The sequence below is a fragment of the Bacillus sp. 007/AIA-02/001 genome, assembly GCF_004634455.1.
In the GTDB taxonomy this organism is placed as follows: Bacteria; Bacillota; Bacilli; order Bacillales; family Bacillaceae_G; genus Bacillus_A; species Bacillus_A cereus.
Genome location: NZ_SEIY01000029.1, coordinates 12927 through 37388, shown reverse-complemented (window position 1 = coordinate 37388; position 24462 = coordinate 12927). Strand labels below are relative to the sequence as shown.

Genomic DNA, 24462 nt, shown 5'->3' with positions numbered 1-24462 from the left:
GAATGTTTCATAAATGTATCAAAAAAGTGAACAAAATTGCTATTGCAGAAGAAGCAGAAATGAAGTTTCTAATACGTAAGTACGTGAAAGGTATTATTTCCAGTGGATAAAATGCGCATGGGACACCTAATCATTATTTTATCGGGGGAAAAGAATATGTTATGAACTTGGTGGAATGAAAAAATGAAAATTTTACTTTTAGAGTGAAACTAAACAAAAATGCTATTTTGTAGAGCTTTAATTCCATGAGAAAAGAGCACTTCGTAAAAGTGCTCTTTTGACCAAAATCCATTTTGTAAAAGAGAGGAATACGTAATATCATATGAATTTATTTTTAAATGTGTTTAAAATCGTATAAAAACTTCTTTTTGCAAAACAAAGCAGCCAGCCAGCTTAATTAACTAACTGCTTGTTGTACAAAAGAAAATTAGGCCCTACAAGTAAAAGATATGTAACTTTAAGTTACAACTATATTATAAGCAGAATTAAACATGTTATGCGGTAGTAAAAATAAGCTTAATCAAACTTTCATTTTGTATTAAGTTGGAGTATAAAAAGAGCACTTAGTAAAGTGCTCTCGTGACGAGTCTCATTTTATAACGACTATTTTATAAAGAAAGGAACTCAGGATATTATATGTGCGCCAGTCAATTGAGTACCTTGTACAAATAAAGAGCAGCTAACAAAAGTTAACTGCTCAAGTTGTATTATGAGTAGTATTGTTAGAATATCGAATTTTATCCGTTTAATAAAAAAAGCAGCTAGCAAAAGCTAGCTACTTAGCCCCAAGGAAGGGAGAGGAGCAATCAATTAGGTCTAAGTTTGGAATAAGGTTTTTAGATTTTAAGATCTAACCTAAGTATAGTATCGATTTTATTTGAGTTATTAGGCATATAAATGGTTCCTCTTAAATTATTGCCTTTTTAAGAGAACGGAAAGAGTTTTTCGAGTTAGCATCTTTTGCATAATAATTATTAAAGAGGGAATTTCCACTTAGAAATACTTTTAAGCAGAAGAATAGACTAGTTTAATTTCTAATGGTCCCAGTATCTTTTATTTTGACGTGTGTCTTTACATTTATTTTAGCCTCTGCTAACGCTTGCGACCAATCTCCTTTTACTTTTTTCCACTCTTTATATTGAAATGCTCTAGCATATAGGGATAATCCGATTGGATCAATTTTATTCTGCTGTATTTCATACAACATATTTTGTAAATTATTATTAATTTCTTTTTGAATAGCACTTTTTAAATTATTTATATTTTTTTTATTATCATAGTACCCCTTAATTAAATTCGGATTAGTTTTTTCTATTAAAGCTACATTAGCATATATATCGAGATTAAATACAAACTTTCCATTTTGAAAAGTTACATCTACCTTCCTTGTCGCGTTCTGTACGAAGATAGAAGTATTTGTTTTTTTGTTGGAATTTTTAGGAGGAAGTGCAAGGTGTAGTATCATTCGCCCGTTACTTTTTGGCTTATTTATAAGATTGAAAAATTTAACATCTTTTTTAGGGATATGAGTCAAATATTTCCCTTTTCGATTTAAAAATGCAATTCCTACTGTGTCGATTTCATCCTTTGTTTTTTTGACAATTGGAACAGTTTGCGTCATTCCTTCTTCATTTTGTTCTCTCATTAATTGTTGAATTGTAGAAGAGACTGATTGGTTATTTTGAATTGACGATTCAATTACACCATTTATATAAGATGAAAGTGATGGTTTACTAGGCTTATGAATTTTAAAAATTTCTTCTGCAGGTCCATCTACAAGTACTACTTTAGCATTAATGGTAGCGTAAGGATCACGGTAAGAAGAATCAAGCTCCTGCAACCAGTTTGCTTCTTGCGCTAATTTTTTCCCAATTAAAATGATTTGAGCTTTGGAAGCTGTCAGATATCCCGTTAACTTCGTATCTATCTTACTGAATCCATTATATACAGTTGATGCTTGTGTCCAATGCTCTATAGTACTTTTTTGCTGCTTATGATGAAAGAGTGGTATGCTTGTTCCAACTTTTATGTCTCCATTAGAGGTTCTATCCAAGCCAATTAAAAGGATTAATGAAACCTTCTCAAGAGGAACTCTCTGACTACAACCAATTATATACACACAACAAATTACAATCCATATCCATTTTCGAATCAAAGTTGTTTCCTCCTAGTAACCCAAGTAAAAAGAATACTGTAAGCGAAAAATAAGATTGGTAAAAGAATAAAGAAAATGACATTTAAGATATCCATAAGAGAATATATAAACAAATATTGATCCACATCGGGATTTAGGAAAATAAATAGCCCAACTATAAATAACATAAAAGCAAGCAGCGCCCAATTTCGGGCGTTTTTTTGAAGTGATATGGTCATAGATTCAAAACTGAAAAATAAATACGGATATAAAGTAGTGGAGAATACAATTAAATAGTAAGCGATATAAATAATTTCTAATCGTTCCATGAAAGAAAAACGAACCCCTTGTAACAAATGAAATACGGGCCAAATTACGTCTTTTATCCCCTCGGGGCTAAAGTATATATAAGAAAGAATAGTCACATATAGATAGAAAACCATGGTTCCAGTATTAGCTATTAGTAGTCCTTTTATGGCCTTTTGTTTTTTTTGTAAGAACGGATATATATAATATGCAATTTCTAAGCCAGCATAAGGAGTAATAGTTTCTTTTGTTCCCTTTAAAATAGGGTATAATCCCTCTTTAAAAATAGGTAGTAGGTGTAAAGGGGTGTAGTTACTCTTTAGTGAAAAAAGAAGAAATAGTGGCATCCAAGTAGTGAAGAAGAAAACAAGCATAGAATAACTAGTAAGAGCCCTTAACCCACTCAGAGCTAAAATAATAAAAGGTAATAGTAATAATATGGTGATTTGATAAGCAGGAGTGGAAGGGAATATCCAAACTTTTACGATATCAGTTGCCTTTAGTAAAGTATTAAAGCCAGCAAAAAATAGATAACAGGCATATAAAAGAAAAAGAATCGTCCCTAGCCATTTACCAAAGTATGTTTTTAAGATTTGCGAGAAATTTTTGTTGGGATTTTTTTGTAACATTAATATAATAATTACACCGATTATAGAAGTAACTATCCATCCGAGAATGATCGAAATCCAGCCATCTGTACCAGCAGTAGTAGCAAGTGGGCTTGGCATAATTAACATACCAGATGCAAGTTGCAGCGAATGGATGAAAATAATAAATTCGAATAAAGTTATATTTTTGAATTTAAGATTCCCCATGCGGACCACCTTCTTTTTTCTTTTCTTGTTTCGGCTGTCCAGTACTCGAGCGGGTGGTAATCATCGAAATAGGAAACCTTACAAAAGAATCTTTTAACTCTTGAAGCCGAAATGGCGCGATTGGCAATCCGTATGGTGAACCATAGGAAGTCAGTGAAACAAAATGAGCAAATAAGAGCATTAATCCACTAACAATACCTACAATCCCATAAAAGTATGCCAATAACATCATTGGAAAACGAATAAGGCGTATAGAACTTGATAAATCATAATTAGAAACAATAAATGATGCAATGGCTGTAATAGATACGATAATAACCATAACGTTACTCACAAGTCCAGCTTGAACAGCCGCCTGTCCAATTACAATCCCTCCAACAATACCAATAGTTTGTCCAATAGGTTGTGGTAAGCGAATACCAGCTTCACGTAGCATTTCCAGTGTAATTTCCATTATAAAAGCTTCCAATAAGGGTGAGAAGGGGACCTTAACTCTTGACGTTGCAATAGAAGTGTATAAATCTATAGGAATGATCTCAAAGTGAAAGGATACTATAGCAATATAAAATGCGGGTAAAAAAATAGCTATAATAAATCCTGCAAATCGTAATAAGCGAAAAAAAGATGCAATGAGCCAATGAATATTATAGTCATCTGGGGTTTGAAAAAATCCAATCAAATTCATAGGAACAACCATAGCACCAGGGGATCTATCCATTAACACTGCTACTTTCCCATCAAGTATATGATTTGAAATGGCGTCTGGACGTTCGCTTAAATAAGCCTGTGGAAAAGGAGTCCAATTTTGATCTTTTGTATAATTAGATAGCTCTCCAATACTTAATACCGCATCTGTTTTGATTTTGCAGATTCTAGTTTCTATTTCTTGGACTACATCTGCGTTTGCTACATCACCTAAGTAAATTAAATAGACTAAAGAAGTGGCTCGTTCTCCAATCGTCAGCTTTTTGATTTTTAACTCTGTAGAAGGAATATATCGACGAATTAGGCCTATATTTTTTGTGACATTCTCAATAAAACCATCATGTGAGCCTTTAATAGTAACTTCTGAAATTGGTTCTTGAATGGCTCTCTCTGCCCAGCCTTTTGTATTTATTAGAAGTGACCGATTTTCTCCTTCCATAAACAGTACACATTGACCCTCAAGTAATCCTTCTTTAATTTCATTCCATGTATATACGATTTTTGTATGAGTAGCAATAATATTAGAATTAAAAATTTGACTGTCTTCATTTACTTCTTGTAATAATGGTGTAACAACATTGGCTTTTAATGCAACACCATCTGTAAGGCCTTCAAAATAATAAAGTAAAATATTCGTGTTTGTTTTTAATTGCAAAGGATGTTCAATCAAATCTGCACTGATATCAAAGATATTATCTAGTGTATTTTTAAGTTGTTTTAGGTTATTTGTTTCGATCTTTTCAATGGTTTTATATGTCTTAGTTTCTAAGGTCTCTTCATTTAAGGACAAAATTGACACCTCTTTAATATATACCGATTAGTTGTAGTTATTATTTTTATATAATTGAATTTTATTCATTAATTTAATCGAATTGGATGTAAGAATTGATAAATTTGATGTGCTATATTATTAATTCAATAATTGAGAGGAAAAAAGTAGAGGTAATTTGTGTGAAAATTTAAGTTTCAAGATAGAATTAAAATTTCAATGATTATAACAAAAAAGAACCATTGATAGGCTCTTTTTCATAGTTGGTAAATATGTTATCAACAATAGATGGCGATTAAGGTAGTAATTTAGATGCCTTTAAGTTAATCATCTGAATTTTGTAGGAAGAATTCTTTTTCCATACCTTAATGCTCAATGAAAAAGGATATTTCATTTATTTGGGTGTTCTAGTGTATTTGAATCTTGCGCACTAACAAATTTTGTTTAGGGACAAAATGTATTTTCTTAATAATCAGAAAAATAACGCGGCAAAATTCTTATTAATTATTTTGGTAGGTATCAAATATTCCTTTGGCCTTATTTTCATGATATTACCGTACGCTTATATGTTTCTAAGGGAAAGAAATACTTTCATTTTTATGACCATCTATTGTTTGATTAAGATGGTAACACGAAATAGAAGCGTTTACAACCAGAAAATAAAGAAAAAATATTAAAATAAGACTTTTTTCGACAATTATTTTATGTTTATATTTCATTTTATTATAGGAAAAGGCGGGGGAAGCGGACCTTTTCCTATAAAATGTTTTGTTGGAATTAGAAATAACTAAAAAAGTAATATTAGCTTAAAATTAAAATGAAATTCAATGATAAGATTATAATTGAATTTTTAAACCTCAGGTGTATTGAAAGTATGGTCAAATTTTAATCCACTTTGCGTTTCTTCCCTTTGTAACTAGCTTAATATGGCCAAACACTTGCAAGGAATTTAAAGCCTTACTGATTGTACTTTCTGCAATATCTGGATAAGTGTTACGAATACTCTCCTTAGTAAAAGGTTGTTTTTGTTTAAGTATAAAATCTTGAATTCTCTCAACTTTAGTATGTTTACATATAGAATCTAGAACTGTGTTATGAAGATCTTTGTAAGCCTCTAATATAATTGTTAAAAACGTTTTTAACCAAAAGCTATTATTATGTTCCTCGCAGTACCAATTGACCGAAGATTTATAAATCGAATTGTAATAATCAGATTCATTTTTCTTAATATATTTATCCAAACATACATATTTTACAAATGTATGTCCACTCTTAATTAACAGCAATTGCATTAACATAAATGCCAGCCTGTTATTACCTTGATTGAAAGGGACTATGCAATAAAAATTTAATATAAAACGAGCTATTAATAAAAGTGAATGTAGCCCCTTACTAGTATTTAATGAGTTGTATTGATCACATAATTGCTCCATAAACTGTGGAATGAGTTCATGCGGAAGAATGCGGTAACTATTCAAGTGCATTCCATGCTCAGGAATACCTGGAATAATAAAAGGTTTTTCACGCCATTTGGCACTGTCAGAGGTAAGGTAATGTATTAGTTGAAAATGTAATTCCTGTATAGTTGCTGGATTAATTGATAAAGTACAGGAGTTTTTATGTACAAAAGAAAGTGTTTGATAATAACAAAAAATAGCATCTTCAGAAATATTTTGAGGTACTATATCATCTAAAATAAGTTCTTTTAATCTTTTATTAGGAACTTTTATATCCTCATAAATAGTTGTGAAATTTTTTATGTAATGTAGTGGTATAGTTTTTTCTAAACTATTAAATATGTCAGGGTTTTGTTCCTGATAAGCAGTTAATTTTCCTTTGAATTCGCTAATTTCACTTATTAAATTGATTAACCTCCTTTTTAATTCAATATTTTTGTACTTATCATCAAAAAAGTCTCTCATTTTTGTTCCTCCTGTAACCCCTTAACACGTTGTTGCATATATCTTTCCATTCTAAAGGTATGCTACGACATCATTGTAAAATAAAGATATTTTCGGTCTGATTTTGAATATATATCAGAATCTATATTTTTATTTAACAATTAAAATATGGAAATTATAAAGAAGAATCGTTAGGATTCAATTTTAATAGGCATAATCCTAACATCAAATGCACAAATGTACAATAAAAAAATAAAAAAATAAAACTATCGACTCTTTTGAAATATTATCTAAAAGAATTTTAAGAAATTGTAGGTATAGATGTGCTTTGGTTTAGGAGTAAATAATAAAGCGGTAATAGAGTTTTCATAGGTAATTAAAAAGTAGATAGACTATTAATTTGTGACAATTACGTGCCTAATCTATCATATGCTTTTATGAGAATTTTAAAATTAAATCCTAACGAGCTGAATTTTCTATATTTAGCATAAATATTAGGGAGGCGTGCTGATGAAATGTATCATTTTATATAGAAATATGTAACGTTTAACACTCGTATTGTAAAATATTTTGACATACGTTAATTTAAATATTAGGTACAGGAACATTTAATAAAAACTCAGTACTAAAGTACCCTTTAAACGTTTCACCCTAAGAACGTTTCTCAAGCACACTGAAGTTTACCCGTTGTTTCTGTGCCTTATTAGATAAAAATAATATAATAAATTTTTAGAATATGATAATGAAAAATGGGTTTTCAAATCTTTTCTCCTTAAATATTAACAATCTCTTGATAATCTGCTTAAAGTAAGAAAATGCAGGATAGACAATGGTTATTAATAAAGAAAATACAGTTAAGCTAGATACCTTAAGTCATTTTATAAGTAATTAAGCGTTAGATTGAATTAGTAAGAATATTATATGTGATTGCTAAATGGCTTGTTTTAATTGTTCTGTTACTATTAATTTATGAATTTTAACATTTAGAAGCTAGTCAACATATAGGTTATATTGATTATGTGGGTTTTAACCTCAAGTGTATATGTTTAAGGTTAAGGGATTTGTGAGTGTTATAAAAGAAGTGAAAGTCTGGAAGAAACGGATATAATCGGTTTCTTCCAGACTTTTTTTGCTTTTTTGTAATATAAAAAAATTATTTTTCCTACATGATTTAATTATCTGTTTTAATATTTGAATTTTTTGTGAAATTAAACGAAGTTTTTATTCTTTTTTTAAAACATAATGTTACAAAATAGACTTATTGTATTTATTTTATTTTTATATGAGATTAAAAATAATAATAAACGTACCAATGTATGAGAGGTATTAGTATATTTATTAGTAATTTGTTCGTTTATCTCTATATTGCTATTATATTAGCGATAACAATAATATATTGGGGGGATAAGAATGAATTTGAAATTTACATCTAAATTGGAAAGATTAAGAAAAAGTAAAAAAGGAATTGGTGCTTGTGTTTTAGCTGCAGGGGTAACGGCTATTACTATGATTCCTCAAAGTGCTTATGCACATGGATTTGTTGAAAAGCCAAGTAGCCGTGCTGCTTTATGTAGTCAGAATTATGGAGCATTGAATTTAAATTGTGGAAATATAATGTACGAACCTCAAAGCCTAGAAGCACCTAAAGGATTCCCAGATGGGGGACCGATTGATGGGAAAATCGCTTCGGCAGGAGGACTGTTTGGAGGAATTCTTGACCAACAAACATCAAATCGCTGGTTCAAAAACACGATTAAGGGTGGAGCAAATACCTTTACATGGAAATATACAGCTGCACATCCTACAAGTAAATGGCATTATTACATTACAAAAAAGGGATGGGATCCTAATAAACCATTAACACGTGCTGAATTAGAACCAATTGGAACTGTGAAACATGATGGTTCTGCCGCATCAAATAATTTAACACATACAATTAATGTACCAACTGATCGCAATGGTTATCATGTTATTTTAGCTGTATGGGATGTAGCAGATACGTCAAATGCGTTTTATAATGTAATTGATGTAAATCTAGTAAATAATGAAACTCCCGATACAGTAGCTCCAAGTCAACCAACTGAATTAAATGCCTCTAAAGTTTCTGCCAATAGTGTTGAAATAACATGGAAGGCCTCTACTGATAATATAGGTGTAAAAGAATATCAAGTGTTACGTAATGGCGAAGTAATTGATACGGTACCAGGTACAACTTTTATTGATAAAAAACTAAAAGCAGATACGGAATATACCTATACAATAAAGGCATTAGACTCTGCTGGAAACATATCAAAAGAAAGTGAAAAACTAAAGGTTAAGACAACACATGCAATCCCAGATATAGAGGCTCCAACTCAACCAAAAGGATTACATAGTATGGGTACAACAGCGACAACTGTTGATTTGATGTGGAGTCCGTCTGAAGATAATGTAGGTGTTGACCATTATATTGTATATAGAGAAAGCGCTGGGGTTATGAATAAAATTGGGACAGCGGCTAATACATCCTTTATGGATAAAGATTTGAAGGCTAATACATCGTATAAATATGTAGTGACGGCGGTTGATTTAGCTGGAAATGAATCTAGTAGAAGTGATGTTTTGACTGTAACAACAAAGTCAGAGGATTCCACATATGAAAAATGGGATGCAAGAAAAGCATATACTAAAGGCGATAGAGTAGTACATGAGGGAAAAGTGTATGAAGCAGTTCAAGATCATCAAGGAAATGGCGACTCAAATTGGATTTTTGCCTTATCGCTTTGGAAGCCAGTTTTGAATAAGTGACAGGTGGGAAAAGGTAGTTAACATTTTTGGGTTTTCTTTTAAAAATTAAGGGCTGTTCCAAATATGAATTATCTTATGATATAAATCAATAAGATTTAAACCCCATCCTAATGTTTACGAAATGAAATTAAAAAAGAATCCCAATGGAATTTCATTGGGATTCTTTATTTTCTAATTTGTAATAGCGTATATTTTCACTGTGAATTTGTTAGTGGCACCCATTGGACTTGCAATATAATATTTAGTATTTGTGTAAGCTTCAGTCCTAGATCCATGTGAAATGTTTTTCCAACGAGTAGAATCTATTCCTAGGGAAACATCAATCATTACATTGAAAGAGATAGTAGAAGAATAAGTTTTTTCTGAAGGCTCAATAACCCATTTTAATTCTTTAGTACCTACAGGTAAACTATCAATTTTAAAGTTTTGACTGGATCGATTTTGTTGCCCGGATAAAGGACTAGATTCAGATGATATTTGCGAAATTAATATTTCTTTTTCATTAGAATGTATACCATTTAATTTAATGATACTATCAATTAAACCTGGACCAGGAAAATCAGCTGCGATGATACTAGAATGTTTAATTATGCCTTGTTGTAAGAGTTTGGTCCCAAGTGTATTCATTCCCCCATAGTATACTTGTCCGTTTCTATCGCGAGGGAAATCACTCCATGCATTTGTGGAATTCGTTTGAATCAATTTAGGACTACTATCAGTATTTCTGCTCTCTTTTCCGCTTGCAATAAACCAAGGATATACATTATTTAAAAATGCCGCTACGCCCCCCGTACCACTAAAATGGTTGAGATAAATTTTTCCATTATTAAAATTAGTATTTGCATTTTGTAGATGGGTTTTTATCTCACTCCATTTTGCATATATTTCGTCTGGTCCGCTTCCAATTTCAAACTTATCTTGTATATTCAAACCTTCGTAATCAATACCGTACAATTGAGTGGATGTAAAGTTTTGTAAGATTACAATTTTCCCGCGGGTATCTCCTAAAGCAGGGGTATTTCTATCTGAAGTTGGTACGGAATTAGGATTCCAAAAATATGAAGCATTAACGTTTTTATATTTTAAAAATATCTCCTCAAATGATAGAGAGCCGCTTTCAGGAGTAGTTTCTTCTTTTAGGCGCATTAATATTGTTTCTGTTGGATGATCTTTTAAAAATTGAATTGTCTCTTTTAATACATCTTCAAACATAGCTTTTTGATTTACAATGCCATGATACATTGCAAAAGAATCTTTTACACGTTTAACACGCATATCTACATATCGGATTCCAGAATTTAATTGTTAGGATAGACTCATAGTTTGATTTCTTGTCAAATTTTCATCAAGAAAGCTTACTCCATGTAAAGCCATAATACCATGAGTCCCTGGAATAGATATTTCACTTAATTTTGTAGAATCTTCTATTTTCGACATCCACTCTGGATTTTGATATCCTATATTGGATTCATAGGAATAACCTGAATGACTATCAGCTAAAATAGCAGATGGTATACTTAAACTTGCTAGTGTAATACAAGTAAGGATGCTAATTTTAATGAAATTTCTCATTTTTATTTTCTTCATTTGATCTCTCCTGATTTTTAAATAATCGCTAGATGATTTTTTACTATATTTATTGTTTTTCATTCTTAAGGTAATAAATTTTTGGAGTTGATAATAATTAAAAATAGGGGGAGTAAGTTATTTGAGACTTTAATAATTTGTTTTTATGAATTGTACCTAATAGCCAAACGTATTCTTGAAAAATCGAAATATAGCCTCCAAAAACCAACCGTTGCTCGTATTGTATACAAACAAAACAGAAGCCTTAAAAAAGACTTCTATTTTGTGACATATAATGAATGATAAGGTGGTAAACAAATCAAGATAATGTGACTGAGTGGTAAAAATTTATTAATAGCTGTTTTAGAATCTCTTATAACAATGCTAATAAAAATTGGGAAATCCTACTCATTAAAACTTAGACTAACTACAGTTGCGATTGATTGGGCTGCATGTTCCCAGCTTCCGTCTATAACTTTACCAATCTGCTGACCAAGTGTATTTAAATCATTTGGATTAACTGGAATTCCATTATACGCAGCAAGAATTGATAAAAGTGGAGCAGCAAATGGTGTCCAACCACCTCTATCAATATTAAATACAGGTTTATCTAGTACCTTTCCATCTTGTACGGTAAACTCATAATAAAATTGATCATCTGGACGAAAACTTAAATGATGAGAAATTTGCCCCTTAACATATTTTTTTCCTGCACCTAGATTTACTACTTCTATTTCTTTCACATTAAATTCATGCTCAAATACTTTGATTTTTTTGACTTCTGGACCGTTTAAGGCAGCTTGAACGGCTGTTTCCAAATTGTTTTGTGCAAAAGGTTGAATACTCATTTGTGCCTCTTTTTGTTGAATAGGAACCTCTTTTTCTGCAGCAAACACCGAGGTAGTAGGTATTGCACCTGTAGCTAATGTAGCTGCAAGGGCTGTTGTCATGATGCTTTTTCTTTTCATCTTCATAGTTTTTCTTCCTCTCTTAAAGTTATGATATATAATCTTTTAAAGATTGACACGGTACAATTTTTATTCATAATGTACGTAAAAGTCAGTTTAAGAATAATGTGAAATCGTGTCAGAAAATTAAAGTTAATTATATATGTATTTAAGATGATATCTATCTACACATATTTTTTCAATTTTTAGATAAATGTAATGGTAATGACTTCTTAAGAATTAATTTAGCACCTTGTTTATCTAGAAAAATCCTATAAAATACATTTAGTTCATAGTAAAAGTAATATATTTGATATCAAGTGTCTTACATAATGCGATAAAATTTCACAATTTTTTATTATTATATACAGAAAAGGGATTATGGACTCTATACTATGTAACAGCAAATGAAGCTTATGTGTTTGTGAAGTAAAAAACAAGAGCCGTCCTTAATCAATTGGACAGCTCTTGTTTTTGTAAAATTTTAATAACTATTTCCAATTCTATATTCTGCATTAAACAATAAAAATTATCACGAGCTTGTTTATTATCTATAAGACATTCAATTGTTTGAAGAATATGTCCCTTCACAAATAAAGTACCTTTGTCTATTACAATTTCTTTTGAATGCGAATTTGCTCTCTCTGTTCTCTTTGATAACAATAATTTACTTTCAGTTAAAATTACATCTTGTGAAATGTTTTGAAAACCTATAATCCTATTCTTAAAATCTATCACTTCTTGTAAGCTAATTTCTGTTTTATATCTACCCAATTCAATTGGTAATTCACCTGTTATATAGTTCTCAAATTCTATTTCTTTTTTCTTTACTATGCTATTGTGTATAGGAACCCACGATGATTCTACTTTATTTATTCTTGGAATATCACTCGTATTTTTTTTTATATCCAATTCGAAAAGAATTCTATTTTCAAAAATCTTAGAAGAAACCATTTTACAATAGGGCTCTTCATAATAATAATTTGAGGTAGTTATTAATTGTGTTTCTAATTCACAGAATTCATTATTAGTATTGTTATTTTCAAATAGAAACACTTCTTGCCTTCTTTCACTTAAAATAGGATTCGTCGAAAAATTTGTTACTTCTGACACAACAGAAAAAGGTATTTTTACCACCATAGCATTCACTCTATTACTTTGCCTCATTTCAGAAAATACTTTCTCTTTTACTTTCTCTTTTTCTTTTTTTTGTTTTTTCTTTGAAACTAATTGTTCATTTAAATTTTTAATGTTATAAATTTTATGCCCCATATTATTACCAGACCATGGCTTATTCATCAGTAAAACACATCCCATCCGATGAATTTATAACTAAATCCATTTCAGTTATATACACTCATTGTTAATATTATGTATGTTTTATCAAAACAAAAAAGACATTATCTTCTATAAAGAAGATAATGTCTTTTTCTGTATATTAAACAATACCAGCTCGTACTTGTTGTACTTGCAACACTTTTAGTGTAAGATCTAACACAATTTTTTCACGTAAAGCATCAAATGTTGCTTCTAACGCTGTAGGACATGGAGAAAAATCTAATTCATAAAAATTAGCACTGATTATTTCAACAGTAGGTTGCTCGTTATAAACTACATGATTTTCGAAGAAGTATTTATCCAAACGAGGTAAATCGCCATCCTTTGGATTAATAAAATGAGAGGCTGTATCTGAAGAAGCTGCAATTAAAGGTAAAGTGAAAAAATCACCTTCTGTTAAATCTGCAAATCCAGAAAAAGGAACATTAGCAATACGATCATATAAAGCTGCATTACATTCACCAGATGCATATTCAATATTTTTACGAATATAACCTGATACAAATAATTTTGCTCTTGTAACACGACGATAAGGCGTACCTTCTACTGGAGTAAATGCTACAGGAACTAATTTACCTTGTGTTAAAAATACATTTTTTAGAACACGTTTAATTTCAGAGGCCGGTGGATCTAATGGAACATCTGCTTCTACAACAATTTGAAGTGTTCTCTCCGCTAAAACAACTGGAACTTTAATTATAGGATTTACCGTAACAATAGGTTCTGCTGGTGCATTAGATAAAGGTGTTTGTGTTTGACTGACAACTGGACACGGAGCAATAATTGGACACGGTTCATTTGACATTGGATAATTTTCCCCCTTAAAATAAATCTGAATTTTATACGTTCGCAATTATATTATGTTTTTTTTCTAGTAATGAGTGGGTTTTTATGGTAGTCTTTTTTATCATTCTGTTTCTTGAATATGGATTCAAATGGTAACATGTATGTTTTCTCCTATTAATATGATGTATAAAATGAAGCCTCATGAAACGAAAGAGTATTTTTAGAATAAAAAAACATAGAAAAATAATAATACTTCATTTCTTTATACATACCAAATACAAAGAAAAGAAACTGGAAGAGTTAGCGGGAAAGTATGATATGTTTGTGAAGGGAAATATATATAGAAGAAATATAAAAAATGTGCTAACAAGTTTGCAAACGAACTGGTTAACACACATACGAAATAGATATAAAATATCGCTTGAAAAAACAGAATTAATCAAATAGAAAAGACACGTAAATTATTAAAGGCTTAATGGATAGTGGAACCATGCAGAGTAGATTGGGGGCATACTAGCTATTCAAGTTTCTCCTATTCAATAATGAGATAATAAAATTTCACGTACCTTATGTGAAAATAAAGAACAAATTTAAGCAATAGGGGATTTTAATAAAGAATGACCTTTGAATTATTTAATGTTAATACATAAAAATTATATTGATATAAATATATTTACTAGTTAAAAATGTAGATTAAATTTGATGTGGTTAAAGGTGAAAATTTCGATTTTACTTTATTTGAAACAAAATTGCTGAAAACTTTTAAAGAAGTGGATAATGTAGCAATAGTCGAAAAGGTCGAAGATAAACTATTTGAAAGAGATGATGTGCGAACCCATTTAGCGGAGATTACTATCAATGTTACAGGAAAGAATATTGGATATAAATCAGTTTCAGCTAGTATATTTTTTGTTCTAGACAGTCTATCAATAAAGCTATTCAATATTAATATTAGTGTACATTAAGTATCCAAAATGGATGTTTTTAATTTGTTAAAAGTTAAAAAGAAGTTCCGCATTGAACCAGTGAACATTCTAATTAGACAAGCATATGATGAATTCATGGGACGAATTATCATATGAGATGAAACTTTGGAGCACCATATTAATTTGTTGAAGGGTACCTTTTTTGGGAAAATGAATATTTATATTAAATGATTATATAAATAGATAAAATATAGTTATTTGATTCAGATTTAAACCAAGGGGTACAAATTCGCTGTGTCGTGAAAAGGATTTGTTTAAACAATGGAAGGCAGATTTACAAGCTGTTGTAGAAGAGAAGAGGGTGAAGAAAAAAGCTAAGAAAAAGAATATGAAGTATAGCATTCCTGGTAATACAGCTGACTTCATGAATGGAAAAGATACTTTTCGTAAAGAGAATGGGTATTGAAGCAAAGTAATTAATAATTTGAGGATAAATGATTTTGATTAAGTGTATAGGAACTATAGTAGGCGCTGTCGTGATTTGGGCTGTGTCTTATTTTTTATTAAGAAAATATGACAAAATAAATAAACACAATGAACGAAAAAATACCTGAGACTATTGCCACAGGTAGACTTGTATATTTAATAAAAGCAATTATATTAATGTACTATTTTTGATGTCCACTAATACTTACCATCAGATTTGGTTCGGTTGCCACACAGACCTCATAAGCAAGAAATTGTACACAATATAAAATAGTAAAATAAATATCTAATCCCTTAACGTACATGGAATCGGATATTTTGTTTCTAAATTGTGTCCAAACGTACAAGTTTCCTTTTTGATATGGTGATCCTATGCACATCAAGCTAAGGTTTTTAATTACCCCCAAAGGAAAGATTTATCTCTCTACAGTCATTTATGAAAAATTAATCGAATTTCTTTTTTTAACAGATGATTAATTTTTAAAAAATATACTCAAAGGTTAGGATTTTATAATAACTTTTATGTACTGTTAATATTTCATAAAAGTTATTGTGAATTTTGTGAATGAATGTTTTTGGCTTTCTACTTTAATAAATCCATGATGAGCTTCGATAATTGATTTTGATAGCGCTAAGCCAATTCCAATGGACCCTTCTTTATTAGAATTTTTTGTTTTGTAAAATCTATCAAATATATATGGCAAATCTTCTGATGCAATACCTTCACCAAAATCTTGAATTATAATTTCAGTATGAATAGGGGAGTTTGTGACTTCAATATAAATGGAACTATTATCATTTGAATGTTCAATGGAATTCTTTAAAATATTTAATAAAGCTTCTTGCATCCAAATACTGTCATGGAAAAATAATATTTTTTCATTGGCTTTTAAATGTATGTTCATACTTTTTTTATTTAATTTACTTTTCAAACTAGCAATGACCTCATAAATTGTATCAATAATATCAGAGTTTTCTTTTTCAAATAGTATTGCCCTAGCATCTATTTTTGAAACTTTTAATAAATTATGTATTAAAAAGCTGATTCTTGAAATTTGAACATCATTATTGTGTAAAAAATGATATTGCTGTTCATTTAATTTACCTTGTAATAAGATATCATTGTTCACTGTTAGTGTTGAGAGTGGTGTTTTTAGTTGATGAGAAATATCTTGTAAAGTTTGAATTAAAAATTGTTTCTCTTCCATTAAATTATGCATACTTTTTCTAATAACATTTTTCAGTTTATGAAAAGAATTAGCAAGTTTAGCTAGATCTCCTTCTCTATTTTCCTTGATATCAATGGTGTAATCACCTTCAATAATTTTATTCGCTGCAGCTGTTACATTTCTAATTTTTAAGAAAAAAGATTTATATTGTAAGTAATTTAGAAAAATTAGGATTAAGCTGAACCCTATTGCTCCAAGGAACATGTATATATTGTTTTGGGATATATGTTTATTTAAATAAGGAAAAAGTCTTGAGTCCAATTCAGCAGATAGACCATATTGATTTAATAGCATTTCTCCATCACTGGAATACTCTTTTTTATTCGCTGTATCATTTGTAAGTGCTTGTATTATTTCATATTCATTTTCTGGGTTCTGTGCAATTAGTTTCCCGGTAATTTCACTCCAAATAGTAATATAATCATTCTTTAAATGGTCATATAGAATATGAACTGTGATACCTTGATATATAATAAATAAAAAAGCGATTAATGCTAATGTAAGTATATTAATTTTTATTTCTCTATTTATCATTAAATTACTCCTTACTGACGTCTTTATTCCAAAAATATCCAACACCTCTTTGTGTGATTATATAGTTAGGATTTTGGGGAATATCCTCAATTTTACTTCTTAATCTTTTTACATAAACGGAAAGAGTATTTTCATCGAAAAACACTTCACTTTCATCTACTATTTTTTTCAATATCTCATTTCTTTGTAACACTTTATGAGGATTTAGCATTAACGTTAATAAGAGTTTGTATTCTAAATGTGTTAAATTTATACTTTTCTCATGCTTAAAAGCTCTAGCCGCTTCAACTTCAAGGTGTATATTTTCAGACCTCAATATAGTATTAGAAGCTGTTTTAATTTTTTTTCTTAATTGTACTTTTACTCTAGATAATAGCTCTTTTACCCTGAAGGGTTTTGTTATATAATCATCTCCACCAATATCAAGGCCCATTACTACATTTGCCTCCTCATCCAGTGCTGTGAGAAAAATAATAGGTATATCACCTTTTCTTTTAAGGTAGGTACATAAATCATATCCATTTCCATCTGGTAGTCCAACATCCAATATAGCTAAGTCAAATTTATTATTTTCGTATTGGTCTTTTGCATCTTGTACAGTAGAAACTCTTATAACCTCAAGTCCTTCTCCTTTTAGAGTAAACTCAATAGCCATTCCTAGATCGTTATCGTCTTCAACGAATAATACTTTATCCATAGTATCTCTCCTCATTTGTCTTTGATTATGGCAGTATTTTAGATTATGACAGTTATTTTACACGTTGATTGGCTAATTTAAAATAGTTTAGTATGGAAATGGACTTTTAGAGGCTTTTCTGAGTATAAGCATAATACCCAAATCGGCTTAAAGCTTTTCAGTACATAATGAGATACAACAATTACTTAAAGCAGAATATTCACGTAATTCATACATGTGCTTGCTTATATTTTGAAAAACCTTGTAATATTGTTGAATTTGTACGTTTTTATACAATCAGTAATGTTTTGTTTAAGTTATCTTATACAAAAATGTTAAATGAAATTTGAATTCGCATTAATTATGTAAATGAATTTTAAAAAACAAATCATGGAGAATAAGAGCCGAATGGGAGCTGATTTTTGAGAATTTGAAAAGTATGTGTGTACTTAAATAAGTGTATAAAAACTATTTAATTTTAAAGTATATCTTGATCAGAGTTACGAGTATATAAAAAGTTAGATTTAGTAATCTTACTAAACTGTAAGATTAAAGTATACATAGTAAGACAAGAGTTATTCAATTAACAATTAAAGACGTCTATACTGAGGGTAATCATTCTTTATTAAGACTTGTAGCATTTTAGCCACTGTTGATATAAAGAAAAAACTTACTGTTCGAATCCCAGATTAAACATAGTATATGAGGAGGAAGAAAATGAAAAAGATAATAGGATTTCTAGTAGTAACAGCAATTTTTATAGGTATAGGGTTTGCTGTAAATCGCTATATAAATGGTCCCTCACAACCAGTAAACGGTATCATGGTATCTGGAACGAAAGAAAATATATCAGCTGTCAAAAATCTGTATAAAGATCAAAACGTAAGAACAGCAGATTATAGTTATAAATTGGTTACAGAAATAATAAAACAAGAATTCACTACCGAACAGAAAGAAGAAATTAAGAAAGAATGGAAAGAAAAAGGAGGAAATATGACTGAAGAAGAGATAGACAAGGAACTTAATAAACCATCTGTTACAAAGAAACAATATGCGGTTATTACAAAATCTACAGCTGAAAAATTCTTAAAAAAAGGAATTATAAGAACACCCTTATCTAAAGAAGATAGTTCAATGACTTCAGCCTCGGTAAAAGAAATAAAAGAATTAGCAAGCGAAAAAAACATATTTTATAGAAAAAATGCGGAAGCTGAGGAAGTTAAGGATGGAAATTTAAATTTAAATGGACAAATGATACCTGTTCAACATATTGAACAAAATAATTGGATTGGCTATTTTTCATCACCGATAGTAATTGTTAATGAGGAAGCATATAAACAATTAAAAGAAAAAGAAGTAAGCCTTTCGTTAATTCAGTTTGCAAAAGAAAATTTTGATTATAAAAATAAAAACAAGGTAAAAAAGGTGGTCGAATACGTTTCAAAAGTGTATGCAGTGAAAGACGAGAATGGTGAACACGATAAGGATAAAATCTATTTTGTAGAGATTCAAAATTAATCTGTGAAAAGGATGAGTTGTATGGAGGTTGTTAGATTAGAAAATGTAGTAAAAACATATGGAGAGGGAGAAACGCAAGTACAGGCGTTAAAAGGAATTAATCTTTCCATTCATAGAGGAGAATTCGTAACCATAGTTGGAGCATCAGGTTCTGGTAAAAGTACCTTATTGCATATTTTAGGAGGTCTGGATCGTCCGAGTTCGGGAAATGTGTTTATAGGTGATGAAAATATCTACAATTATAAAGATAATGAACTGTCTATTTTTCGCCGAAGAAAAGTTGGATTTATATTTCAGTTTTTCAATTTAATTCCTGTCTTGAATGTACAAGAAAATATTACTTTGCCAGCTCTATTGGACGAAGAACAGGTAGATGATCATTACCTGAATGAAATTATAAGAACTCTAGGGTTAAATGAAAGACGAGATCATTTGCCTTCTGAATTATCGGGTGGTCAACAACAAAGGGTATCTATTGGTAGATCTCTTATAAATAAACCCGATATTATCTTAGCGGATGAACCAACCGGAAATCTAGATACAAAAAATACAAAAGAAGTTCTAAATTTATTAAAAGTAACGGCTAAAAAATATAATCAGACGGTGATTTTAATTACCCATGACCCTGCTATCGCATCAAATTCTGATCGAATTATAACCATTACAGATGGCATGATTATTTCAGATAAACAATTAGTGCAAAATCAAGAGAAATGTGGAGGGGAGGAGTATTGATTCATAGTTACAAACAGTTAAGTCAAAAATATCTCAGAAGTAATATAAAACGTACTCTGCTAACATTAACAGGTATTATTCTAGCATTTTCGCTAATAACAACGATTGGACTTTTTTTTAATAGTGGATACACTTCGGGAATTGAAAATGCTAAAAAAGGTTCTATGGGTTCTGCAAATATTTCAGTTGAAAATTATAATCAAAAGCTTTTCAATATAATAAAAAGTAATCCAAATATATCTTCTTATGGCATCATAACTCCAGGAGAGGTGCTCCATATTGATGAGATTGCGGTCTCTTATATGTATGCAGATCATCAAGCATTGAAGCTGTTAAAGTCTAGTATTCCTTTAGAAGGTAAACTACCTTCAAATGAAAACGAGGCTGTTTTGGAAAAATGGATGCTGCCTTACTTCGGGCCCAATCTTAAATTAGACGGTATGTTTACTATTCATGAAAAAAAATATAAACTTGTTGGTTTGCTAAATAAGTCTAGTAGTACTCAGGAAAATAAAACCGGTCAATTATTAACATATAAAAATAAGTTTAAAGTTGGAGAAGGTAGCGTATTGATTGAATTGCATAAATACGCAAACTTCGATGAAGTTGAAAATCAATTTAAATTATTGACGAATAAAAAAAATATGAGAGTGAATGATGAATTAAAGAGAGTCTTAAAGCCTAGTGTGGAGATAATGGTAGCAGCCGCTATTAGTATTGGGATTGTTGTGATTTCTACAATTGTTATTATTTATAATGCATTTCAAATTAGTATAGTAGAGCGAATGAAACAGTTTGGGCTATTGAGGAGTATAGGAGCTACAAAAAAACAAATCAGAAAAATTGTGATAAGAGAAGCAACATTTCTTTCTATTATTGCTATCTTTTTTGGGATTTTGTGCAGTATATTAGTAGTCTTTTTACTTAATCAAGTACTTATAAACGTACTTCAAAACTCTATGGGATATACAATTAAATTAGATTGGTTAATTATATGTGTAAGTTCTTTAATTACATTGATAACAGTTTATATTTCAAGCTATTTTCCTGCTTTTTTTGCAGGTAGAATTTCACCGTTATTGGCCGTAAGTAGCCGATTAGCTATAAAAAAAGAAAAAATAAAGAAAAAAAAGAGAACAAAACTAAAGAAACCACTATCTTTTCCGCTAAGTATGGCATTAAAAAATATCCAAAGGAATCCCAATAGATATACAGTTACAATCTTATCTATCATCATAAGTAGTGTACTGTATATCACGTTTACGTTTCTTATAGATACTGTCATTCAGCGTAAACAACCGGAAATTCAAGCTCTAAAATCGGACATATCAGTTACGGTTAATTCAAATTTAGACAAGCCTAGCATAGAACGTTTGAGTCAAAATATTTATAAAGTTAATAACGTAGAGAATCTGTACAAGCAATATCAGGCAAATGATTTTTACACAAAAGTACCAAAAAATAAACAAATTAAAGAATTACAAGGAAATGAATCGCTGTATCATAAAGTAAAATACAATAATCAAACTGTAGAAATTATGGAAACACAAATAAAAGCATACGATGAGAATAGTTTAAAGAAACTAGCTGAAAATGTAACTAGTGGAAGAATTGATATTTCAAAATTAAATCGTGAAAAAGAGGTTATTTTAGTAAAACAAGCTGCATCAAATGATATGAATACAAGTAAAAAATATATAGGTTCTCTAAGTACTTTTCAGGTAGGGGATGAAATCCAAATAACAAGTCGGCAGGAAAGAAAGCCTATAGAGGAAATCTCTTACAATGAAGATAATCTAGAAACTTTAAAAATAGCTGCAATTGTAGAATTGGATATTTTTAATATGAGTAGAGTGATGGATACCATAACTTTTATTACTAGTGAACAAATAGCCGAATATATTACACCATCTCCACAAAAATTAACAGGTTTTGAAATTGATTTAGAGAATCAATCTCAGGCTGATGCTACAATTTTAGATATACAAAAGAAACTGGGTGGAGATGCATCTATAGATGTAAAAAATAATATTGTTCAAAGTAATTTCCATACAGACAATATACTTTATATAAAAATATTAGGGTACGGATTTATAGCTGTTATTACACTAATTGGTTGTGTAAATATTTTAAATACCATTACAGTCAGCGTCATTATGAGAAGAAAAGAATTAGCTGCTTTAAAATCGATTGGTATGTCGCAAAAGGATTTAAAAAAGATGGTTATATATGAAGGACTCCTGTACGGTTTCTTTGGAAGCATACAAGGAATCTTTTTCGGCTGTATGCTGTCGTATATTCTTTATGTAGCACTGTCAAATACGGTATCGTTTGAATGGATTATTCCTTATCAATCTAGTTTTATCACATTTATAACTGCACTGTTGATTAGTTATCTATCGGTACTAATTCCGCTTCGGAAAATTAAAAAGGATAACGTTATAGATGTAATTAGAGAAGAATAGTAGTAGTTAAAACAAGATGTGCTTCTGAGGTTCAACTGAGATATGTATAAAACGGTTTGTAATCTGTATTATATTTCAATTTTACAGTTCAAATCGAGGAATTCTAAAACATAAAATACAAAAGTACCATATATTATATAAGGTATTTTTGTCAGAGTGTTGGGAACCCTAAAGGGTTTCCAAACACTCTGTAAAAATACACCTAGTTAATAGGTGTATTTTTTAGACTTGAAAACCACTTATGTAGTAGAGATTTCTCTCGAGTACAGTGTATCACATTAGAAAACATGCGTATACATCATATTTGTTACGTAAAATAGATTTCTTTTGGTATACGATTCATTTAAAATTTAATTTGATCCCCTTTTGGGAACTTAGATACCTTCGCCAGGTTCTGTATTAGAAGGAGCCCCGCCATGGTCCCCATCTGCTTCTAGTTTTGGAGCTGGATAATGTCCATGCGTATCTTGTATCGGAACAGGTGTTTCTCCACAGTTTAAAGCAGGAGCACCACCAGTATGACCATGAGATTCTAGCGAAGGAGCGATTAAATCTGCATGAGTCTCTTTTTTAGGAGCCATTCCTTCCCCATGTGTATTTGTAAAGGAAGGAGCCCAAGTATCTCCTTTGTTGTATGATGAAATAGGAGGTCTTCCGTGATCATAAGCAGGAGCCCATGAATCCCCATGCGACTCTAATTTCGGAGCAAAAGTTTCTCCATGTGCAGCTTTTACAACTCCGCCATCTCCAATGTTTACACCAAAAAGACCAAAAATAAAGACAGATAATCCTACAATCGTTAATCCAAGTTTTCCTTTCAAACTATACCTCTCCTTTTTGCTTTGTTTTTTCTATTTTGTCTAAACGTGGTAGATAAAATGAAACGAATCGTAAAAAATTACCAATTTTATACGGTGTATGACTAATTCTGTGTAAGATTTTGTAAAACCTTCTTAAAACTAGAGTTTTCTAAAAAATATTTTCGACAAAAATCAACGTTCGTAGGAAGTTGTTTTTTAGAAGTGCCGATTTATTTGAAAAAGGGAGAGTGATCCACTGAAGAATCCAAGTAATTACTTAATTGAACAAAAGTGTTAAGCAAAAAAGAGCATCTAACATAAGTTAAATACTCCTTGTTTTAAGACTATTTTCAGTTATATCTCTAATGGAATAGTTATCACTAAAATTAACAATAACAGAAAATTTTTGATGTTTATTGTTTATGACATGTCCATGCAGATAAATTTCATGTGTTCTATATTCTTCTGATGGTTTAATTGTTTCGATTACAATATCGAGATTTCTTTCTTTTTTGAAGTAACCGATAGTTATTAGTTCAGCAGTCTTTTTTACTTCTGGCCATTCCTCATTGTATTCTTTTGGAATGAAATGAGCTGACGCCAAAAGTATAAATACAATAGGGATGGTAATAAAAGCTATACTTATAATTCCATAGCGTAATAAGTTTCTTCCCATTAAGTGACACCTACCAATGATGTTGTATTAAATATGGTCAATAGTCTGTATAATAAACCAACATTAACCAATTTACTATCAATTAAGGTGACAATAGTATTACAAATTTGTAAGGTTTATCAGGTATAGAAACTAATGAAAAGGATATACAGTCGTTATTTTTCAGCATATCCTCTTCGGAATTTATTAAATACTTAGTTGAATGTCGTTATCTCTATATAGATATTTTATTTGAACAAAAAAATGACCCTTCAATTGAGTAAGAGTCCTAAAAGCAAAGAAAAAGTCCTAGAGGGGACTAGGACTTTTCTACTGAACGATACGATTTATAAAAAGAATATAATTAATATATTATAAGAATGT

General features: G+C 30.2%; 17 protein-coding genes and 1 pseudogene. 6 read left to right on the top strand and 12 right to left on the bottom strand.

Going from position 1 to position 24462, the window contains the following annotated elements; all coding sequences use genetic code 11:
* Positions 1–1027: 1027 nt before the first annotated feature.
* From ES895_RS28090 to ES895_RS28070, 4 genes are all read right to left on the bottom strand, one after another.
* Complete coding sequence (locus ES895_RS28090) at positions 1028–2155, bottom strand: Ger(x)C family spore germination protein (RefSeq protein WP_097863249.1); 1128 nt, start codon at positions 2153–2155, stop codon at positions 1028–1030.
* Positions 2152–3255, bottom strand: coding sequence for a GerAB/ArcD/ProY family transporter (locus tag ES895_RS28085; protein ID WP_135238837.1), 1104 nt, complete (start codon positions 3253–3255; stop codon positions 2152–2154). The genes ES895_RS28090 and ES895_RS28085 overlap by 4 nt, the downstream gene beginning before the upstream one ends.
* Positions 3242–4750: a spore germination protein gene (locus tag ES895_RS28080; RefSeq protein ID WP_000055712.1), complete on the bottom strand. Its 1509-nt coding sequence runs from the start codon at positions 4748–4750 to the stop codon at positions 3242–3244. The genes ES895_RS28085 and ES895_RS28080 overlap by 14 nt, the downstream gene beginning before the upstream one ends.
* Before the next feature lie 857 nt (positions 4751–5607).
* A complete protein-coding gene (locus ES895_RS28070; RefSeq protein ID WP_135238836.1) occupies positions 5608–6651 on the bottom strand; it encodes a Fic family protein in 1044 nt (347 codons plus the stop codon).
* A gap of 1389 nt (positions 6652–8040) precedes the next feature.
* Here ES895_RS28070 and ES895_RS28065 point away from each other — a divergent pair.
* Positions 8041–9417, top strand: coding sequence for a lytic polysaccharide monooxygenase (locus tag ES895_RS28065; RefSeq protein ID WP_001049447.1), 1377 nt, complete (start codon positions 8041–8043; stop codon positions 9415–9417).
* Positions 9418–9588: 171 nt separating this feature from the next.
* Here ES895_RS28065 and ES895_RS28060 read toward each other — a convergent pair.
* The 4 genes and pseudogenes from ES895_RS28060 to ES895_RS28040 all read right to left on the bottom strand — a co-directional run bounded on the left by ES895_RS28060 (position 9589) and on the right by ES895_RS28040 (position 14073).
* Positions 9589–11004, bottom strand: a pseudogene (locus ES895_RS28060) (phosphatidylinositol-specific phospholipase C).
* Between the two features lie 383 nt (positions 11005–11387).
* Positions 11388–11957 (bottom strand): hypothetical protein, encoded by a 570-nt coding sequence (locus ES895_RS28050; protein WP_061662966.1) that lies wholly within the window; start codon positions 11955–11957, stop codon positions 11388–11390.
* Between the two features lie 426 nt (positions 11958–12383).
* Positions 12384–13229, bottom strand: a complete 846-nt coding sequence (locus ES895_RS28045) for a DUF7852 domain-containing protein (protein ID WP_135238835.1) — start codon at positions 13227–13229, stop codon at positions 12384–12386.
* Positions 13230–13368: 139 nt separating this feature from the next.
* On the bottom strand, positions 13369–14073 hold the full coding sequence (locus ES895_RS28040; protein ID WP_135238834.1) for a CsxC family protein: 705 nt from the start codon (positions 14071–14073) through the stop codon (positions 13369–13371).
* A gap of 673 nt (positions 14074–14746) precedes the next feature.
* Here ES895_RS28040 and ES895_RS28035 point away from each other — a divergent pair.
* The gene (locus ES895_RS28035) at positions 14747–15019 is read left to right on the top strand and encodes a hypothetical protein (RefSeq protein ID WP_240690249.1); all 273 of its coding nucleotides are present in this window, start codon (positions 14747–14749) and stop codon (positions 15017–15019) included.
* Between the two features lie 271 nt (positions 15020–15290).
* Positions 15291–15446 carry a hypothetical protein gene (locus ES895_RS29560; RefSeq protein WP_158335242.1) on the top strand — a complete coding sequence of 52 codons (156 nt, stop codon included), beginning with the start codon at positions 15291–15293 and terminating at the stop codon, positions 15444–15446.
* Between the two features lie 550 nt (positions 15447–15996).
* Here ES895_RS29560 and ES895_RS28025 read toward each other — a convergent pair.
* Together ES895_RS28025 and ES895_RS28020 are read right to left on the bottom strand one after the other, a co-directional pair.
* Positions 15997–17229, bottom strand: a complete 1233-nt coding sequence (locus ES895_RS28025; protein ID WP_135238831.1) for a sensor histidine kinase — start codon at positions 17227–17229, stop codon at positions 15997–15999.
* 4 nt (positions 17230–17233) lie between these two features.
* Positions 17234–17926, bottom strand: coding sequence for a response regulator transcription factor (locus tag ES895_RS28020; RefSeq protein ID WP_065230006.1), 693 nt, complete (start codon positions 17924–17926; stop codon positions 17234–17236).
* Positions 17927–18622: 696 nt separating this feature from the next.
* Between ES895_RS28020 and ES895_RS28015 the strand changes: the two genes are divergently transcribed.
* From ES895_RS28015 to ES895_RS28005, 3 genes are read left to right on the top strand one after another with little or no spacing between them, the layout of a single operon-like run.
* The gene (locus ES895_RS28015; protein WP_135238830.1) at positions 18623–19423 is read left to right on the top strand and encodes a lipoprotein BA_5634 family protein; all 801 of its coding nucleotides are present in this window, start codon (positions 18623–18625) and stop codon (positions 19421–19423) included.
* A gap of 21 nt (positions 19424–19444) precedes the next feature.
* Positions 19445–20158, top strand: a complete 714-nt coding sequence (locus tag ES895_RS28010; RefSeq protein WP_135238829.1) for an ABC transporter ATP-binding protein — start codon at positions 19445–19447, stop codon at positions 20156–20158.
* Positions 20155–22623 carry an ABC transporter permease gene (locus ES895_RS28005; protein WP_135238828.1) on the top strand — a complete coding sequence of 823 codons (2469 nt, stop codon included), beginning with the start codon at positions 20155–20157 and terminating at the stop codon, positions 22621–22623. The genes ES895_RS28010 and ES895_RS28005 overlap by 4 nt, the downstream gene beginning before the upstream one ends.
* Positions 22624–22997: 374 nt before the next feature.
* Here the strand turns inward: ES895_RS28005 and ES895_RS28000 are convergent, their stop codons facing one another.
* A complete protein-coding gene (locus tag ES895_RS28000; protein ID WP_000676733.1) occupies positions 22998–23444 on the bottom strand; it encodes a hypothetical protein in 447 nt (148 codons plus the stop codon).
* A gap of 301 nt (positions 23445–23745) precedes the next feature.
* Positions 23746–24099: a hypothetical protein gene (locus ES895_RS27995; protein ID WP_000533250.1), complete on the bottom strand. Its 354-nt coding sequence runs from the start codon at positions 24097–24099 to the stop codon at positions 23746–23748.
* Between the last annotated feature and the right edge of the window lie 363 nt (positions 24100–24462).

Coding starts and splice junctions, on each gene's coding strand:
- ES895_RS28050 (WP_061662966.1), bottom strand. CDS start 11,957: ATGAAGATGAAAAGAAAAAGCATCATGACAACAGCCCTTGCAGCTACA.
- ES895_RS28045 (WP_135238835.1), bottom strand. CDS start 13,229: ATGAATAAGCCATGGTCTGGTAATAATATGGGGCATAAAATTTATAAC.
- ES895_RS28010 (WP_135238829.1), top strand. CDS start 19,445: ATGGAGGTTGTTAGATTAGAAAATGTAGTAAAAACATATGGAGAGGGA.
- ES895_RS28025 (WP_135238831.1), bottom strand. CDS start 17,229: ATGATAAATAGAGAAATAAAAATTAATATACTTACATTAGCATTAATC.
- ES895_RS28065 (WP_001049447.1), top strand. CDS start 8,041: ATGAATTTGAAATTTACATCTAAATTGGAAAGATTAAGAAAAAGTAAA.
- ES895_RS28085 (WP_135238837.1), bottom strand. CDS start 3,255: ATGGGGAATCTTAAATTCAAAAATATAACTTTATTCGAATTTATTATT.
- ES895_RS27995 (WP_000533250.1), bottom strand. CDS start 24,099: ATGGGAAGAAACTTATTACGCTATGGAATTATAAGTATAGCTTTTATT.
- ES895_RS28070 (WP_135238836.1), bottom strand. CDS start 6,651: ATGAGAGACTTTTTTGATGATAAGTACAAAAATATTGAATTAAAAAGG.
- ES895_RS28015 (WP_135238830.1), top strand. CDS start 18,623: ATGAAAAAGATAATAGGATTTCTAGTAGTAACAGCAATTTTTATAGGT.
- ES895_RS28040 (WP_135238834.1), bottom strand. CDS start 14,073: ATGTCAAATGAACCGTGTCCAATTATTGCTCCGTGTCCAGTTGTCAGT.
- ES895_RS28020 (WP_065230006.1), bottom strand. CDS start 17,926: ATGGATAAAGTATTATTCGTTGAAGACGATAACGATCTAGGAATGGCT.